This is a genomic window from Streptomyces sp. NPDC006733 (assembly GCF_040636125.1).
GTDB lineage: Bacteria > Actinomycetota > Actinomycetes > Streptomycetales > Streptomycetaceae > Actinacidiphila.
In genome coordinates, this window is the sequence record NZ_JBEYJD010000027.1 from 83,150 (window position 1) to 100,847 (window position 17,698).

Below are 17,698 nucleotides of genomic sequence, written 5' to 3' on the forward strand. Positions count from 1 at the left end.
CGCCGAAGTGTCGCGCCCGTGCAAGGCCCCGGGTGAACGACTCCCCCTCGCATCCAGGAGCCCGCCGTGTCTGTTCATCCGCAGCCTCCAAGTCCTTCAGCTGGGTCCGGATCAGAAGCGGCCACCTGTGGGTTCTTCCTGATAGCGCACCCCGGTGGATTCGCCTTGCATATGAGCGTCAGCCCTGCGCACCTGCGGCGAATGCGAGTCCAGGTCCTGCTCGCGGTCATCGCGGCTGGCCATGACGCCTCCACCGCGGAGTCAGCGCAGTTGGTGCTCTCCGAACTCGTCGCAAACGTGGTCCGACTCTGCGGCCCATGGGCCCCAGTGGTCGTCCAGGTCACCAGCGGCGCGACGGGCGTGTTGGTGAAGGTCCATGATCCGCTGGGAGAGACCATCCCCGGCGAGACCGCACCGCCATTGGATAATGCGGAGGCGGAATCAGGTCGTGGTCTGTGGATTGTCGACCTCCTCTGCCCTGGTTGGATAGTGGAGCGTACCCCTTTGGGCAAGCAGATCGTCTGCACCGTGCCGTGCGCCGGCCCGACGCCCGCTTGAGCTGTTCGACCAGCGACTGACAGTGCCGCAACTCCCTCACCGATAACCGGCGACAACAGCCGGCCACACCACGCTCGACCCCGATCTCGAACTGTATTGCCTTCCGTGGTAACTCCGGCGGCGTGCATGGGGACCGCATGTGGCCAACCGCGCTGACCACCGGCGCGGGTATCGAAGGGACTCTCCTGTGCCGCGGTCGGCGGCTCACAGCGCTGTTGGGATCTCGGAGCGTGCTCGGCCGGTTGCTGACGCCTTTCAACAGCGCTATACGCAAGGGGCCCTATCCGCCCGCGGCGCATGACCAGCCGGTTCACCGACACCCTTACCTGCGCGCCCGGCGCGAGCGGAGCTTGTTTTGGCAGCTAGTGCGCAATGCAGGAAATCGAAGCCCTGGTCGCATATGGCGTCGGGTCATCTCGACCAACCTGGGGCGGGTTGACTGTAGCGGCAGACGGCCCGCCCCTGCGGAAGCACATGGCTGCCCACCGATTGAGTCCCAGTGTGACTGAGTTGCACGACAACCCTGTGCTGTGAGATCCATCGGCGTTGTTAGCAGCAAAGCAACAATTCGCGATATTCGCGCCATCGAAGAATAGCATCGAAGCTCACCGTGACCCACGGACCCCCTTCAGCACGGGCACCGGCGCCTTCTTCCCCAGAATTCCGTATGTCGGCGCCCGACAATTACGACAGAAAGAGGTCGAGAGTTGACGCAGTCTCCAGGTGACGCACTATCGGCCGGCTCCAATATCCAAGTCGCCCCACCCCTCAACAATGACTATTGCGCCTTGTACGCCCATCTGGCCCCCCTCATCGAGGAAAAGGTTCCTCTCCTTGCCGAAGAGATGACTCTTGCCATCCGCGCCGAATTTTCCTCGCATGCACAGACGCCGCATGACACGTTCCGCAGGGCCGTCGAACGAGGGCTCTATGAATTCGCTGAGCGTGTCGCCGGCCACGGCCCGCCGGCAGGGCACAGCGACGCCTCCGCCGAGCTGCACCGAGAACTCGGACGGCGCATGCGCCATGGTGGCCAGGCACTGGACGGCCTGGAGAGCGCCTACCGGATCGCGGCCCGCGTCGCTTGGCAGCGCAGTCGCGAGCTTGGCCACTTCGACGCTATCCCGTCGGCGGACTGGGAAGACGTGATCAAATCCTTTCTCACCCATGTCGACGAACTGCTCTACTACAGCACCGAGGGCCATAGACAACACCAGGCCGAAGCGTGGGCCGAAGCCACGGCCCGGCGCCAACAGCTCTTGCAACTCCTCGTCTCCCCGACGGTGCCATCCCGCCGGACCCTCATCGAACTGGCACGATCTGTCGGATGGGAACTGCCGCGCACCGTGCAAGCGGTGGCGTTGCGGCCGTCCAGCGGGGAGCGCCCCCAAGGGGGGCCGGCTGGGCGAGTTCCGGCCACGGTCGATTCCTTGGCCTGCTATACCGGCCCGCAGCCCTACCTTCTCCTGCCGAACCCGGAGCCCGACACATGGAAACTGCTGGAACTGCAGTTGCGCGGCTGGCATGCGGCCGTCGGTCCCGTCGTCCCCCTCGCCAGCGCCCCGGCATCCCTCGACCTGGCCTGCCGGCTGCTGGACCTTGCCGACCGGGGAATCGTCCCCGATAGCCACCCCGCCCGATGCTCCGACCACCTGTCCACCTTGCTGCTCCTCCAAGACGAAGTCCTGCTCAGGAAATTGACGGCGCGGCATCTGTCAGCTCTCAGTTCTGTCCCTGAGAAATTCCACGACCACATCATCCAAATCCTCCTAGCCTGGCTGACATGCGAAGGAAACAGTTTGGAGATCGCCCAAGCACTGCAGATTGACCAGGACTCGGTCCGAATCCGAATGCATCAAGTCCAGACGATCTTCGGACCCAGGCTCCGGGATCCGGATGCGCGCTTCGAACTGGAAATGGTGCTCAGGGCTAGGGCCCTGCGAAAGAAAACGGAGCTCCGCACCCATAAAGCCCATGCCGCGGATCGCTGACGATCACCGGTTGCAATGTAATCGGCGGGCGGCGCTCGTCCCATGCGCCGGGATGCGTTCTCGAGTGTCTCGGCGGTCGGCGGTCGCCTCGTCAGTCCGCGGAAACCGCTGAACCGATGCCAGGCCTCAACCTGGACATCATCACCTTGCTGACCGATTCGTTGTGTCGACCACCTGCTGTCGAGATCCGATCAACCCTGGGGAGTCGCTCATGTGGTCCCGGAAGAACGGGCGCTTGCTTCACACGATCGCACTGTCGGCGGCCCTCATGCTCACCACTGCTTCGTGCGGCGGAAGCCAACGTCCCGCCGACGTGGGAGCCGGCTCTGCCGCTCAGCGCGGACGAGCGGACTCCGCCGAGGACATGCAACAGTGGCGGGACGGGGGCTGGAAGAACTGGAACCCAGGGGACTGGGTGCGCGGAGCCGCCGACTTCTTCAATCCCGTCATCAATGGGCTATGGGGCACCGCTCGCATGCGCGATGCTGCGGCGGCCGACGGGACGGTTGGTTCGACTTCCAGCCAGGGCATATCAGATCCTGCTCCCTCCCCGGTGGAGGCCGAGGCCGAGATATCTCCGTACAGCGGCGTCGCGAAAGCTATCGGCAAAATATTTTTCGACACTCCGCGAGGTCCAGCCGTCTGTTCGGGGACGGTGGTGAAGGACCCCGCGAACCCGGGCCAGTCAAACCTGGTGTGGACAGCCGGTCATTGCGTCCACGCAGGCGAACAAGGAGGCTGGTTCAGAAACATCGTCTTCGTTCCGGACTTCCTGGACAGCGACACCCAAACGCCCGATGCCGACGACCCCGCCTCGCAGACAGCTACCGAAGTGGCACCCTTCGGTACGTGGTGGGCCGACCTGGCCCAGACATCGCAGCAGTGGATTACAACCGGCACTGCGGAGGGAGGATCAGGGGCGCCCTATGATTTCGCGGTCATGCACGTGAAGCCGGAGCCGGGCAACACCCGATCCCTGGAGGAAACGGTCGGCATAGCCCTGCCGGTTGACTTCAACGCCGGCCCGATCGAAAACGCCCCAGCGCTCGCGACGTGGGGTTACCCGGCGAAGCCCCCCTTCGACGGCCGTACGATGTGGCGGTGTCTCAGCAGTCCGGGTCGCTTGTCTATCGCTTCCGACCAGCCGTCCATGTACCGGATGGGTTGCACCATGACCGGCGGCTCGTCCGGTGGGGGCTGGATAGAGGATGGACCCGGCGAGGTCGCAGCTCTTGTCTCCAACACTTCCATCGGACCAAACCCACCGACCTGGCTCGCGGGACCACACTTGGGAGTAGAGGCCCAGAATGTCTACCATGCGGTGAGCGAGGGTGCTCGCGCCCGGTAGAGGAACGCGAAGCGGCATCCAGAATACGGCGTGCGCGATCTTGTGATCGTGCGGCGACCTCACCGAGTGCGGCTTCCGAGGCAACTGCAGCCGAGGCGCGTACACCCGGCCCTGCGGACGGGACTGCCTGGCCGATGTGGGCCAGTCTGGTCGGATGTGGTGGACAGCACTCGACGGCCGTTTGGTCACGCCTAGCCGTTCACTCCAGGTCGAAGAGACGGCAATCAACGGGCAGATGAGCCCGTGACCTGAGGGTTTTCATCCTTGCACGAGCTGAAGCGAAAGATCGTCGGCGAATCCGTCGGCACGTTTCGGGTCCCGGTAGAGTCCGGTCCCACCCCCCGCGCTGAAGGCGACCTTGATGATGATCCTGCGCGTGGCCGGCGGCAGCGCACCGGCCTGCTCGCGGAACCGGAATCCGGTTATGGATCCCCGTTCCGTCGCAGTAACGGCCCGCAGAACCGTAGAACTCACTGTCTGGCCGGATACGTCGATAAACGCGGCCGTGACCGTGACAGAGTCGGTTTCTGCGCGATACCCCCCCAGCCTCCCGGTCAGCAAGTAGCGCAGAGCGGTCGTTGTCCCCTCGATCGGGGCTAGGTCGATAGACTGCTCGAGTTCCGCTGGGCCGGAATGGCCACCCCAGAAGAACGCTGCACCTTGCAGCTCCGGAGGACGACCCTGCTCTCGCCCGGGAAAGTTACCGGTGCCGTAGCAGATCTGAGCCGCCCCTCCGCTTCTGGCCCAACCCGGTGGCACCGGCCTCGCGGTCGAGGTGCAGTCGCCGTCTTCGGCATTGCCGTTGACGATGAGGTTGCCGGTCGGCAGGACCATCGTGGGAGAGGCCGGAGCAGTGGGGTGGGGTGGGGTCGAGCGCGTGGCGGAGGGCTTAGGGGTGGGCCGGTCCGTGTGAAGCTCGGGACCTTGAGGCGTGGGGGTGATGACGGGGGTCGAGGGGAGGGCCGCGGGCGTCGTCACCTGAACCGGGCTTGGGTCATCGAGCTGAGCAGCCTCGGTCCGGCCGTGCAAGAAGGTCAACCCGATAACCGAGCCCACCGCGATCACGGAGGTCGCTACGGCGACGATGGCGATGGCGACGGTCTCCACTCGACGCAGGGGGCGAGCGCCAACGGGCAGGGCACCGTATCCCCTCCTCAACGGCCACCCGCTCCGACGCCAGTAGAAGTGGAGAAGGGAGCCGCGCACCGACCGCGGTTTGCCGAGCTCATGCTGTCCGTAGGCCGCTGTGGACTTCGGCTTCCAGATCAGAAGTGCCGCAGCGAGGCTCGGCCCGGGGAAGCCTTCGATCGCCCGCGATTCCGTGATCACCCAGGAACAGGGTTCGCACTGGTCAGCATGGCTCGCCAGCACCCCGGTGCGCCGCCGTCCGGTCCGGCGCACCCAGGCTGTCAGCAGTGCACCATGCTCACGGCACTCTTCGTCCTCGGTATGCAACACGTAGGCCTGCAGATACGCGTCGAGTAGGTCGGCCCGCGACTGATGCAGCATCGTCGCCACGTGCTTGGTGCTGATACCCAGCAGGGTGGCCACTTCGGCAACGTCGTCACGCTCGACCTCGCAATGCCACAGCAGGGCCTGTCGCCGCTCGGACAATGACCGAATTGCCTGCACGACGAGGGATTCCCCCCCGTATTCGGTCACCGGGTCAGCAACGCCTGGCGTCGCAGTCGTCACCTTCTCCGCCCAGGAGCAGAACTGCTCGGAGAGCTTGCTGCCACGTCCGTCCTCCACCCATTGGACGGCAACACGCTGCACCTCCGTCAGAAGGTACAGACGCCATGCTGCATGAGGGCCCTCCCCGTTCCGGACGGCATTGAATGTCCGCACGAATGCCTCGGTGGCCAGCTCTCCCGCGGGGGCCATCTCGTCGCACATCGTTCGGGCAAAGTTCAAAACCGCAGGGGCATGCCGGCGTCGAATCTCGACCATTGCCGCATCGGCCACTTCTTGTATGGATTCGCCGTGCTCGCTGCTCGCCGCTACTTGCCGACCCTCTGAGCCGAAGCCGCTCGCGACGAATCCATGCCTGATCGACTCACCCAGTTCCGAGTCGGAGCGAGACTTGTACTCCATGACTTCTGCATTGCCTTTCATTACTTTTGCTTCACCCAGATATTCGGTGCACTGTCGTGTCCCTAGCCGTGTTTCACCTGCCGGCAGCTCGCTTCTTGGCGGGGGACCTGGGCGAGAGACTGTGTGCGGGCACGCAGGAATCACTCGTCGGTCGCCATGACGCGGGTGATCGGTGGGGTGATGGCCTGGGAGCGTAGCGCCGTGACCCTCCCGGTGCCGACGGTCCGGGAGGCCGCTTAAGGTGGGTCCGCCCTCTGGGAGGGCTCGTTCTCCCCGTGGTTACTGAGGCTTGCCGCGAGAGCGTGCCGGGAAGTGCCGAGTTTGTGCAGGGCCTTGGCGATGTGATGCTCGACGGTTCGCGGGGACAAAGAGAGAGCGTCGGCGATCTGCCGGTTGGAGTTTCCGGTAGCGGCCAGGCGGGCGACGTCGAGTTCGCGGGGTGAGAGGCGGTCTCCATAACCACGCGGTCCACGGCGATGAGCGAGGACCACGCCGTGGCTGCGCAGTGTGCTCCGGGCTCGGGCAATGTCCCAGGCGGCGCCCAACCGGCTGTAGGCGTCGATGGCCTGCGCGAACAGGGCGTGGCCGTCGTCGGCGGACAGAGTCAGCAGGCAGCGGCCTTCGGCTTCGATGGCCTGAGCGGCTTCGTATGGGCGGTGGGCTGCGTGCCAGCACCGCGCTGCGTGTTCGAAATGCTCGACGGCGTCACGGTGCAGTCCGGTGGCTTCCTCGAGGAGCGCCTGGCTGGTGATGAGGGCTGCTTGTGCGGCGGGGGCGTCCCGGCCAGTGATGCCGGCGGTGAATTCCTCGATCAGTTCCCGGGCTTGGTCGTACTGTTCTTGTCCGACCAGGGCTGCGACGGCGCAGGGGGCGATGTCGGTGGCCCACATCCATCCCGCGGTGCGCCTGATGTGCGCGAGAACCGGGTGGGTCGCGGCGGCGGCCTGGTGGAAGTTGTCGGCGGCCAGCTCCATGCGGGCGAGGGCGCCGGCGGAGGCTGGCAGGACGACGCCGGTGTCGAAGCGGGTGGTGCGCGCGGCGAGGAGAAGGTCGGTGCGAGCGTGTGGGAGGTTGCAGCGGGCGGCCAAGGCGTGCAGTCCGCGTACGAGAATGGCCTCGGCCGCGACGTCGGGTATGTCGGCGAAGTCCGTGGCGACGGTGCCGGCATGGGTGTCCAGTGCGTGCCATTGACCGGTGGTCCAGGCCAGGAGGAGGTCGGCTGTTTGCGCGAGACCGCTGAGGTAGGTGCTGCTGGGGTGGAGGTTTGCGTGTGCGCAGCTGAGGAAGTCGCGGGCGCGGTCGCTGTGGCCGAGCGCAGCAGCCGCGTGCGCCAGATTGATGTTGCCGCGGGCGATTTCGATTTTTTCCGCGCAGGTGTCAGCGGTGTCGGGGAGCTCGGCGGCTGCCGGCCATGCGAGGGGGTCGGCGGTGAACATCAGGGCGCTGGCGTGGTTGACGGCGATTGCTGTCCGCAGTGCGGGGTCGTGGATGTCTGAGGCCAGGCGCCGTGCTCGTTCGAGCCATGCCAGGTGATCGGCGATGGGCCAGCCGGTGATCGATGGGATCGCGATGGCTGTCATGGCCCGTGCCGCAAGCTCGGGTTGGGTGTGCAGATCGGGTACGGCCCGCGCGATCTCGTCCATGCCCGCCAGCCCGGCCCCGGCCTGATTGCGCAGGAGAAGCCCGAGATACAGACGCAGTTCACCGCGGTGGTCCGGGTTGGGATTGTCCTGTGCGATGACCTGGCGCAGGATGTCGACCGCTTCGTGGCTGGAGGGGGCGTCAAGGGTGGTGCGGCCGAGTTTGCGGGCGAGGCGAATGCGTTGGTGCGGCGAAGGAGCAGCAGCAAGAGCGTCGAGGAGGTGACGGGCGGCGTGGTGGTCCGTGCTTGCTGCGCCCCTACCGGCTGCAACTTCGGCGAAACGCAGCCAGGCCTCGACGCGGCCGGCCTGCCGGTAGTGCTGGGCAATGCGGCCCAGCGGCGGTGGCCCAGGGTGGGCGGTGAGGAGGGCTCGGGCGGCACGCAGGTGCAGTGCGCGCAGCTGGGGGCCGTCCAGTTCATCCAAGACGGCCTGCTGGGCCAAGGGGTGACGCAGGCTGTAGGTGTCGGCGGGGCCGGGGTGCAGGAGGGCGTGGCTGGTGGCAAGGTGGAGGGCGCGTGTCGTCGCGACTGCGGGAAGTTGGATCATGGAGCTGAGCACCGCGAGGTCAGCGCGGGGCCCGGCCACGGCGGCGGCCCGGACGATGTCGCGGGCGTCATCGGACAGAGCGTCCAGTGCGGCCAGCACGTCCTCGCGGACGGTCGGCGGAACACCGAGGTCCTGGAGACTGGTCCCATTGGCCCGGGATGCTGGTGCCGGCTGCGCGGCCAGGAGTTGGAGGACGGCGGTGACTGCGGCGGGGATGCCGGCGGTGTGATGGCGCAGGGCCTGGATCACGGCTGGGGACACGGCGCCGGTCGTCAGGACGTGGCTGGCCCATGCGGTGAGGTCTGCGGTGTCGAGCGGCTCGAGTTGGCACGGGGTGTGTCGCGTGGTGGCCGGCGGGCGGGTCGCGTGGACAGATCGCACGGTTGCGGCGTACTGCGGGTCGGTGCGGTGGGTGAGGACCAGGGTGAGGTTGGCGGGCTGGTGGGCGATGAGGTGACGCAGGAAGTCACGGGTGGCGGCGTCGGCCCACTGGACGTCCTCGAAGACCAGGGTCGCCGGTCCGGCGGATGCGAGCAGGCTGTGCAGGGCTCGCATCTGCCGATGGCGTGCGGTCCCGCCGTCCGCGAGAGGCGGCGGCTCGGGGGGAAGGTGCGCGGCCAGGTCCGGTAGCAGCGGGCGCAGCGCTCCGGTCAGGGGCGCGAGTGCGGTGGTGGGCGGGGGCAGGCAGGTCGCGGCTTCAATGACGGGGGCCAGGGGCAGGGGTTGCTCAAGTTCGAGGCAGCGGCCTATCAGGGGGCGTCGGGAGCGCAGAGCGGGGTGCGCCAGAAGACTTGTGACCAGGTGAGTCTTGCCGATGCCTGCCTCGCCCCCGATGGTCAAAAGGGCTTGGGGGTGGGTGGCTGCCTCGGCGAGCTCGTCCAGGACCGCCGACCGGCCGGTGGCAGGGGTGGATGGTTCGGCGGTGGGATGCACGCAGCCGGCTTTCTCGTCGCGCCCTGGAGGAGGGGTTGCTGGCGACCCCTCCTCGCGGGGCCGCCGGAGAGGAGGGGTTGGGAGATAGAGGGTAAGCCTGCCCTGGATGCGTCAGGGCCGCTCAGCGACCTGTTCGGCGTACAGGCTCGCGGGTTGGACCAGGGTGCCGGAGCTGACGATGCTGCCCTGTTGAGGGGGGGTGGGCAGTTGTGAGTCGTGTTTGCCGGGGACAGCCTTGCCGGTGATGCCGAAGGCCCAGGTGTGGGCAGTCGGCGGCTGCTGAAGGGTGTACTTCGCCGCTTGGATGTTCCAAAACACGTTGTTGGCGCCCTGCCAGCCGTGTCCGCTCGCGCCGCCGTCGAAGTCGTTGCGGACGATGAAGGCACCTTGCGTACTGGTGATGGTCAGCTGGTCGTAGAGGGTGCCCGATCCCCACTTCAGGTGCGGGCCGGCGTCGACTTGGCCTGTGCCGGTCAGGGACCGGGCGGTGCCTCGGGTGAAGACGTTGGGTCCGGCGGCGTACGCCTGGGTGGTCCAGGCGTGGATGTTGTCGCCGGTGACGGTGGTGTTCTGTACCAGAACCTGCTGGCCGCCGATCATGAAGGCCGGGGGTGGGGAAAGCTTGGCGGGCACGGCCATGTCGAGATCGGCGGCCTGGTCGATGGTGACGCGGCTGGCGTTGTCCTGGACCCAGATACCCGAGCCGAAGTGGGTGAGTTTCACGTCACTGGCCCAGCTGTCACGCACGGCGTTGAAGGTGATGAGTCGGGCGGCGAAGGCGCCGGAGTCGGCGCTCGCACCGCTGGCGGGCTTGCCATAGTCCGGGTCCTTGGAGAAGGCCGTCGCGTCGGCCGCGAGATGTTCCACTCCCGCTTGACTGACCTGGCCGGGCAGCGTGTAGTGCCAGACGCTGCCGCCGCCGTACTGCCGGTCCAACGCAGTGGTCAGTGGCGCGTCGAGACTGAGAGTGTGCCCGGTGACCGCGGTGATGGTCCGCACGGCCAGGATGCCGGAGCTCGCCTTCCACCCTCCGCCCGGCATCTGGTCCATGCCGATCGCCTTGATCCACGGTTGGGTGGTGGGCCGCTCGACCACGATCTGCTCACCGGCCTGGAACGTGCTCGCGTCGGCAACGCTCAGGGTTCGGGCGCCGACCGGTACATAGGTATCGGAGACAGCCGTGCGCTTGCCGGTGGCGGTGTACGAGCCTGTCCCGCCGATGGTGATCAGCGAACCGGCGTTGCCCTGCGCCACCAAAATGGTGCCGCTACCGCCGCTGCCCGATCCGCGCAGCACCACACCACTGGAGAGCGTGAGGGCGGCACGCACGCGGAATTTCCCCGGTCCCAGCACGACAGCGCCACGCACGCCGTCAGCACGCGCGGGGAGCTTTGCGACCTTGTCGAGGGCTGCCTGGATGCGAGTGGTGTCATCACCGGATGCCACCACCGTCAGCTGCACCTTGGCGGGGGCGTCGGGTAGCGCCTTGCCCCCTCGATATCCGGCCGAGGAGAAGTCGGGGACCCTGTCGCCGTGACTGTCTGCGGTGTAGGTGAGGTGCCCATGGGGGAACGAGACGGACGCGGCTGTGACGTCGCGCGCGCTCGCCGACTGGTGTCCCGATTGTGCCCACACGATCGACGAAGTCGCGGCCAGAGCCACTGCGGCCATGATCCCGGCGTGCTTCGTCGTCAGGCGTCGGCCGTGTCTCCCCCGCCGGCCGGCGACTTGGGATCCTGCGTGCTCGCCCGTACCCATGCACTACTCCTCGATGGTGTGTATTCCGCCCAGCCACGGGACAGCCGCTGACCGCAGCGCTGGGAAGCTGCCAGCCGGGGGGTGCCGGTTGGCGGCGCAGCTGCCGACGACGGGGAGGCTGTGAGGGGGTGCCTTGAGTGACCAGCCTCGTGGCCGGAGGACCGTGTGCGGGATGACCCACCCGTCACGGCCCGGCCCGAGGTCACTCCTTCGGGCCATGACTGAGCCTGGTGCCTTGAAGGTCGGGAGGCAATGCGTGGCTCTACCTAGGGGATAGGTAGTTGAGACCGTGGGGATTGCACGATCCGTATAATCGGCCGATTTGTGATGGGGCGCACCCGGCGTAGGAGGGGTAGTCAGAGTGCATCGGTGTTCTCGTCACTCAGGGGATGTGATGCGCACCACGGATCGCTAAGTGGCCAGGACGCTCACCGCGCAGGGGGCAAACAGGCGATGGTGGTCATGCCGTTCTGTCGAGCGCGGGGCGCAGCAGGATCGTTCCCGCCGCGCAAGCGGCCAGGGCGACGGCAGCCGCGGTCAACGCCGTGCGGTCGCCCCAGGCGGTCCAGGCAGCGCCGAAGGCGATCGCGCAGACAAGGCGCGCCATGGCCTGGCCGGTTTGAACGAGGGCCAGGCCGCTGGAGCGCAGAGGTGCAGGGACGACGTCGGCGGCGGCCGCCATGAGCACTCCGTCGCTGGCGGCGTAGAAGGCGCCGTGCAGGGCCAGGACCAGGTACGGGAGCACGGAGCCGTCGAAAGAGGTGAGGAGGAGGGTGTACACCGCGAGGAGCGCCAGGTGGCCGGCCAGGAACACCCGCCAGCGGCCGACGCGGTCGGCGACGTGGCCCAGGGGTACAGCGAGCAGCAGGAAGGTGGCGGCGGTGCCGAGTGGGAGCAGGGCGAACCACCGGTCGGGGACGTGGAGGCGGGATTGCAGCAGTAGATAGATGAAGGAATCGCTGACGGTGGCCAGGCCGAGGAGCAGGGCGCAGAAGGTGAGTCTGCGCAGATCCGGGCGGCGCAGCAGTCGCAGCGCTTCGCGCAGCGAGGGCCGGTGGCCGGGCGCGGTGGCGGCTGGGGGAAGGGGCGCGGCAACGGCGCCGGGCGCCACCGGGCACGGCGTGTGCCGGCTGGGGACGAACAGCAGCAGCACGAGCACCCCGACGACCGCCACGCAGAAGCTCACAGTGAAGACCGCGTCGTACGCCTCGGCGGCCTGCCGCAGGATCAGGAAGGCGGCCAGCGGCCCGAGGAGCGCACCGGCGGTGTCCATGGCCCGGTGCAGGCCGAAGGCCCGCCCGCGGGTCTCGGGGGTGGAGGACAGCGAGATGAGCGCGTCGCGAGGGGCGGTGCGCAGGCCCTTGCCGGTGCGGTCGAGGGCGAGCACGGCGCCGATCAGCGGCAAACTGTGGACCAACAGCAGCGCGGGCTTGCAGAGCGCGGACAGGCCGTACCCGGCCACCGCCACGGCCTTGTGCCACCCGCCCCGGTCGGCGAGGTGACCGCCGACCAGCCGGACGAGCGCGCTGACGCCGTTGTAGAGGCCGTCGAGGAGGCCGAAGCCGAGCGGGGACAAGCCCAGCCCGGCCACCAGGTACAGCGGCAGGACGGCGGTGACCATCTCGGAGGAGATGTCGGTGACGAGACTGACAGTGCCCAGTGCGATCACGGTGGGTGCGACGGCGGACCGCCGCCCCGGGCGGGTGCCCGGGGCGGTGGCAGCCGGAGTGTTCCGGCTGTCGGCTACGTACATGGTCAACTGGTCCAGATGCCGGTGACTGGCGCGGCGGTGGCGGCGTTGCCCGCGTGGGTGGTGCCGTACATGTCCTCGATGGTGCGCAGCACGTTGTAGTGGTTGTAGGTGGTGGACGAGGTGCTGCCCGGGGTGACGTTCTGGCCGTAAAGGACGGTGGCGATCTTGTTGCCGCTGAGCCGGTTGTCCTCGTCGAAGGTGACGATGAGCAGGCTGTTGTGGGTCTTGGCCCAGGTCGCGTAGGTGCCGAGATTGTTCTTCAGCCAGGTGTCACCGGTGCCGACCGAGCAGTCGTGCATGTCGCTGCACAGGTTCGGGGTCACGAAGGAGACCTGCGGCAGTTTGGTGTAGTCGGAGGGGAATTGCTGGAAGGTGAACGCCGAGGAGGTGGGGACGTTACTGAAGCCGAACCACGGGTTGTGCTTGCGGGCGTAGTCGCCGCTGCTGCACGTCGTCGAGCCCTGGCTGGGCAGCGTCTCGTTGTAGCTGGCCCAGGTTTTCCCGGCGGCGATCAACTCGGAGGCGAGGTTGGGCGCGGAGCTGAAGCCCGGGGTGTAGCAGCTGTCGCTGGTGATGCCCTGGTTGCTGCCGGAGAACAACTGGAAGTAGTTGGGCTGACTGGGGTGGGTGACGCCGTAGGAGGCGGTGAGGTTGGCGCCGCCGGTTTTCAGGGAGTTGATGTAGGGGGCGCTGGAACTGCCGATGACCTGGTTGTACGCGTGGTTCTCGAAGACCACGACGATCACATGGTCGGGGGTGGACACGGCAGCGGCTCGGGCTTCGGCAGGGCCGGCGAGTCCGGCCCATAGGCCGAACGACGCGCCGGCGAGGCCGAGGACGGAGCCGAGGGCGGTGAGCGGACGACGGGGACGGGACAAGGTCCAGCCAGTCACGGGGGTCTCCGGGGAGTGGTGCTGCGATGAGTGGGGGGTGGCGCGGGGACAGGCTAGGAGCACGCGGACGACAGGTGTGGTGTCACAAGATGAAGCCCACGTGAACGCTCAAAGCGCTGGGGCTGGGTCAGCGCGGGCCAGCCGGCCGGGGCCGCCCGGTTCTTGCACCGCGCCGCCCGCGATGCGCGCGATCTGCGACGACGCGGCCGCGCCGCGCTGGTACTCCCCTCGGCATCGCCTGACTCGCTGGGAAACAATTAATTACGTATCCGGATCTCGCCCGCCCGGATACCGACGAACGCCCCGCCCCCATAGATTCTGGTTGTCGGCCCACTGGACGTGCGGGACAGCAGAGACCCCTGCCCGCCGCCTCGGTCACCGGCACCGCGCCCGGGCATGCGAACCGAGCTGTGCGCGTCGCCTCCGGGTTACCCAGCCGGCCGGCAACGCGCTCTGCGTCCCGGCAGCCGGCCGCACGTGCCCCCTGTACCGCGTGCGCCCCGGAAGTTCTCTCGCGTGCCCGGGCCACCCTCCCCTTATGGCCAGCAAGCCGGCGTGCTCACCGCCCTCCCGCACACGTGGCGGGAACGGCCGGCACCGGGGGCCGCTGCTGGAGCCGCGCACCTGTCCGTGGCCACTGAGAAGTCCAGGTGCATGGCCACCAGACGAGCCCCCTCAGATCAGGCACAGAGCGTGACTGAATCAGTCACTGCGCTCGACCCCCAGCCGGGGACTCTCCGACTGCACACGAGCCCCTGGACGGCCGTCAGCAGCCCTCAAGGGAGTCAGGCAGCGTCGTCTGATCACGCGAGGGGGATCGGATGGAGGGCTTACTACCTGGGACGACGCGGTAGCTGCGAGCTGCGTCGCCTCTCGCTGATCGACTCGGCAGCCGACCTTGTCCGTCCGCGAGAGCACGCGCGTCCTCGCGAACGCCGTGGCGCTCCTCACCTCGATGAGTCCCGGGAAATCGACTGCACTTAGTGACGAGTTGGCCGTCCACCGGGAGCCGACATGGCCACGGGCCGAGACCCGCTCGGCCACGTACCGGGATTTCCCGGTGGCCACCCACAGCACCTCAGGCGGGCACACCACACCAGCGGCCTCTCTCCGCCATGGGGTCGTGCGAAATGGCCTTCCTCACCCGGATGCGGCAAAGCCACCAGGATTGCGCGCGCCCGCCGAGCGAAGGAGCGCCGCCCTCGGCATGATCGAACCACACGCGCCTCAGCGGACCGCGCCGAGGCGGAAGCGCATGCCTAGGTAGGCACGGCTATGTTCGGTGGTTCGGCACGGCACCTCCCACGAAGGCTCAGCTGCCGCGTTCCCAGGTCCTCCCTGGTGCGCTCGGCGGGCCGGGAGACCCCTAACCCAGGGCGAGAAGGGTGACGAGTGATCCCAACGCACGAATTCACCTGGCCCCTCGTGCTCCGGCGCGCCCTTGCCCCGGACGGGGCCGAACCCGTGCTCGTGCTGGTGGAGGGCGCCGCCGGGACCGGCAAGAGTTACCTCCTCGAAAAACTGAGCGCCCTGCCGGAGGCGGCCAACGCGACCCGCGTGCGATGGCGGTGCGGAGATCTTCAGGAGCAGCCGAGACAGGAAGAGTGGGAGGGGCCGGTCCTCCTGCTGGTGGACGACCTGCACCGGGCGGGCGACGAAGAACGACAACAGCTGCGCCGTGTGCTGGAAAATCCGTGGCCCGGCCTGGCAGCGGTGCTCGCCTACCGCCCCGAGGAACTGCTCACTGCCGGTCTGCCCCTGGGCGCATCGGCCGCGGGGTATCCGTCCGAGCTGACAGTGCTGCGGCGCCGGCTGGCTGGGTGGGACGAGGAGCGCGTCCGTCGGGCGGTGTTGGAGGCATTGGGTGACGGTTGTCCGGCGGAGGTGGTCACCCGGCTGCACGAGTGCTCGGGCGGAGTACCCCAGGTGGTCGTCGACGTGCTGGCCATGGTGCGCGCGCGGTCGGGGAAGCAGAGCACCGCTGCGGACGTGGACGCGGTCGGGGTGCCGGTCCGGTTGGCGGAACTGGTGGTGGGCCGGATGCTCGCCCTGTCCCCGGCCCAGCAGCCGATCGTCTGGGCGGCCGCCGTTCTGGCGGAGCCCACTGGCCGGCACGAAATGGTCACCGTGTCGGGGCTTGCACCGGTACCGGGTCACCATGCCCTGCTCGCCGCTCTGGCAGGTGCGGCGCTCATGGAACTGGGCGAAGGCTGCTACGGACTGCCCGTCCCGCTCGCCGCGCCCGCCGTGCGCGCAGCCGTGCCCGGCCCGCTGCGCCAAGAGCTGCACGAACGGGCGGCGGCGGTGCTGGCGCGCAGACAGCCGGTGCCGTGGACCGCCGTGGCCGGGCACCGAAAGGCGGCCGGTCAGGTCGGCGGCTGGCTGCGGGCCGTGGAGAAGGCGGCCCTCGCCGCCGCGGAGTCGGGTTGGCACCAGCACGCGATCGATTTGCTGAAACACACCCTTGACTCTTCCCTGGGTCCGCCGCAGGTCCGGGCCCGACTAGCGCCGTTGCTGGCCCGCAGTGCCGTCGTCGCACTGCGCTCGGACCAGACCGTGGAGGTGCTGGCGCAAATCGTGCGGGACGTCACCTTGCCCGCGGCCGTGCGCGGCCAGCTGCGGCTCGATCTGGGCTTGATGCTGTGCAACCAGGTCGGCAGGTTCGCCGACGGATGCCAGGAGCTGGAGACCGCCGCCACCGAACTCCACGACATCCGGCCCGATCTGGCCGGACGGGCCATGGCAGCGCTGGCCTTCCCGTACTGGCCGGGCTGCCTGATCGATGTCCAGCGAAACTGGCTGTGCAAAGCCGTCGCGGCAGCGGACGCCAGCGGAGATGAAGCCATCCGCGCGGCCGTCCTCGCTACCCGGACGACGTTCGCTATGAGCTGCGGTGACCCTGACGCCTGGGAGCTGGTCGCAGCGCTGCCCTCCGACCACCCGGACCCGGTGGTACGCCAGCATGCCGCACGTGGCCTGTGCAACGCGGCGGACGCAGCGGTCTGGCTCGGCTTCTACGAGCGGGCGGAAGGCTTGCTGAGCGAAGGCCTCGACCTCGCCGCGACAAGCGGCGCCCTCTACAGCGAGCACACCGCTTTGGGGGCGCGGCTGCTGCTGGAATGGTGGACGGGCCGGTGGGCCGGCCTGGCCGAGCGGTGCGAGAGGTTCGTGACCGCGACGGCCGACATGCCGTTCGTCGCATCCGACGCCCGCATGGTGCGAGGGCTGCTGGCCTTCTCCCAGGGCGACTGGGGAGCAGCGCTCTCCTGGTGGTCCGGACAGGATGCCGTCGCGGCGGAGAACATGTCCGCGCCGCTGGGCGCGACAGTGGCGGGGGCCTTGATTCGTTTGGCCCTGGCCCGCCAGGATCCGGCCGCCGCGGCCAAGCAGGCCCGCAAGGCCTGGTCGGACGTGGCGCGCAAAGGTGTGTGGGTTTGGGCGGCCGAGCTAGCTCCGTGGGCGGTGGAGGCGGTCGCTCGCGCGGGCGACGCGCCGGCGGCCCGGGCCATGGTGCGGGACTTCGGCCAGGGCATCGAGGAGCGCGAACTGCCCGTTGCGCAGGCCGCGCTCCTGTGGAGCCGGGCGGCGCTGGCAGAGACTGAGGAGCAACCTGAGGAGGCTGCTGACCTGTACCGGCAAGCCGCGGCAGCCTACGAAGCACTCCCCCGGCCGTACGCCCGCGCTCTCGCCATGGAAGGCGCGGCCCGATGCCTGCTAGCAGTACGGCTCCATCGATCGAGCGGGACGACGCAAAAATCAGTGGCCCGCTCAGGCACCGCGGCCCAGGAGGCCGCCGGAGCATCGGGGACGGATGTGTCCAACGACGCGGCGTGTGATGTCTCCGCGCAGGTGGTGGCCGTACTCGAAAGCTGTACCGAACAGTTCACCGCGCTCGGAGCTACCTGGGACGCCGCCCGTGCCCGCGCTCTGCTGCGTACACAACAGCCGGCCAAAAAGGGGCGCCCGCCTGGCCGTCCTTCGCACGTGGACCAGCTCTCACCCCGGGAAAGCGAGGTTGCGGAGCTGGCGGGGAAGGGGCTGACGAATCGGGAGATCGCGGCGACGTTGCACCTGTCCCCCCGGACGGTGGAGCAGCACGTCGCTCATGCGATGCGCAAGACCGGCACCCTCTCCCGCCGCGACCTCCAGCCCTGACGCGGCCAACCCGCAGCACCCCCTTG

General features: G+C 68.3%; 10 protein-coding genes. 4 read left to right on the top strand and 6 right to left on the bottom strand.

The window, feature by feature from the left end; genetic code table 11:
* Positions 1–111 precede the first annotated feature (111 nt).
* Positions 112–243, bottom strand: a complete 132-nt coding sequence (locus tag ABZ721_RS23880; protein WP_358790746.1) for a hypothetical protein — start codon at positions 241–243, stop codon at positions 112–114.
* Here ABZ721_RS23880 and ABZ721_RS23885 point away from each other — a divergent pair.
* The 3 genes from ABZ721_RS23885 to ABZ721_RS23895 all read left to right on the top strand — a co-directional run bounded on the left by ABZ721_RS23885 (position 202) and on the right by ABZ721_RS23895 (position 3,897).
* Positions 202–558: an ATP-binding protein gene (locus ABZ721_RS23885; protein WP_358790742.1), complete on the top strand. Its 357-nt coding sequence runs from the start codon at positions 202–204 to the stop codon at positions 556–558. The two genes, ABZ721_RS23880 and ABZ721_RS23885, sit on opposite strands and share 42 nt — an antisense overlap.
* A 788-nt stretch (positions 559–1,346) precedes the next feature.
* Positions 1,347–2,549 carry a helix-turn-helix domain-containing protein gene (locus ABZ721_RS23890; protein WP_358790710.1) on the top strand — a complete coding sequence of 401 codons (1,203 nt, stop codon included), beginning with the start codon at positions 1,347–1,349 and terminating at the stop codon, positions 2,547–2,549.
* A gap of 415 nt (positions 2,550–2,964) precedes the next feature.
* Positions 2,965–3,897, top strand: a complete 933-nt coding sequence (locus ABZ721_RS23895) for a hypothetical protein (protein ID WP_358790711.1) — start codon at positions 2,965–2,967, stop codon at positions 3,895–3,897.
* A 258-nt stretch (positions 3,898–4,155) separates the two neighbouring features.
* On the opposite strand, the gene ABZ721_RS23900 is transcribed toward ABZ721_RS23895, so the two are convergent.
* The 5 genes from ABZ721_RS23900 to ABZ721_RS23920 all read right to left on the bottom strand — a co-directional run bounded on the left by ABZ721_RS23900 (position 4,156) and on the right by ABZ721_RS23920 (position 13,502).
* Positions 4,156–5,991, bottom strand: a complete 1,836-nt coding sequence (locus ABZ721_RS23900) for a sigma factor-like helix-turn-helix DNA-binding protein (RefSeq protein WP_358790712.1) — start codon at positions 5,989–5,991, stop codon at positions 4,156–4,158.
* Positions 5,992–6,227: 236 nt separating this feature from the next.
* Complete coding sequence (locus ABZ721_RS23905; RefSeq protein WP_358790713.1) at positions 6,228–9,113, bottom strand: AAA family ATPase; 2,886 nt, start codon at positions 9,111–9,113, stop codon at positions 6,228–6,230.
* Between the two features lie 111 nt (positions 9,114–9,224).
* Positions 9,225–10,871 carry a hypothetical protein gene (locus ABZ721_RS23910; protein WP_358790714.1) on the bottom strand — a complete coding sequence of 549 codons (1,647 nt, stop codon included), beginning with the start codon at positions 10,869–10,871 and terminating at the stop codon, positions 9,225–9,227.
* A gap of 460 nt (positions 10,872–11,331) precedes the next feature.
* Positions 11,332–12,624, bottom strand: coding sequence for an MFS transporter (locus ABZ721_RS23915; protein ID WP_358790715.1), 1,293 nt, complete (start codon positions 12,622–12,624; stop codon positions 11,332–11,334).
* A gap of 2 nt (positions 12,625–12,626) precedes the next feature.
* Positions 12,627–13,502, bottom strand: a complete 876-nt coding sequence (locus ABZ721_RS23920) for an alkaline phosphatase family protein (RefSeq protein WP_358790743.1) — start codon at positions 13,500–13,502, stop codon at positions 12,627–12,629.
* 1,410 nt (positions 13,503–14,912) lie between these two features.
* Here ABZ721_RS23920 and ABZ721_RS23925 point away from each other — a divergent pair.
* The gene (locus ABZ721_RS23925; RefSeq protein WP_358790744.1) at positions 14,913–17,672 is read left to right on the top strand and encodes a helix-turn-helix transcriptional regulator; all 2,760 of its coding nucleotides are present in this window, start codon (positions 14,913–14,915) and stop codon (positions 17,670–17,672) included.
* Positions 17,673–17,698 lie beyond the last annotated feature (26 nt).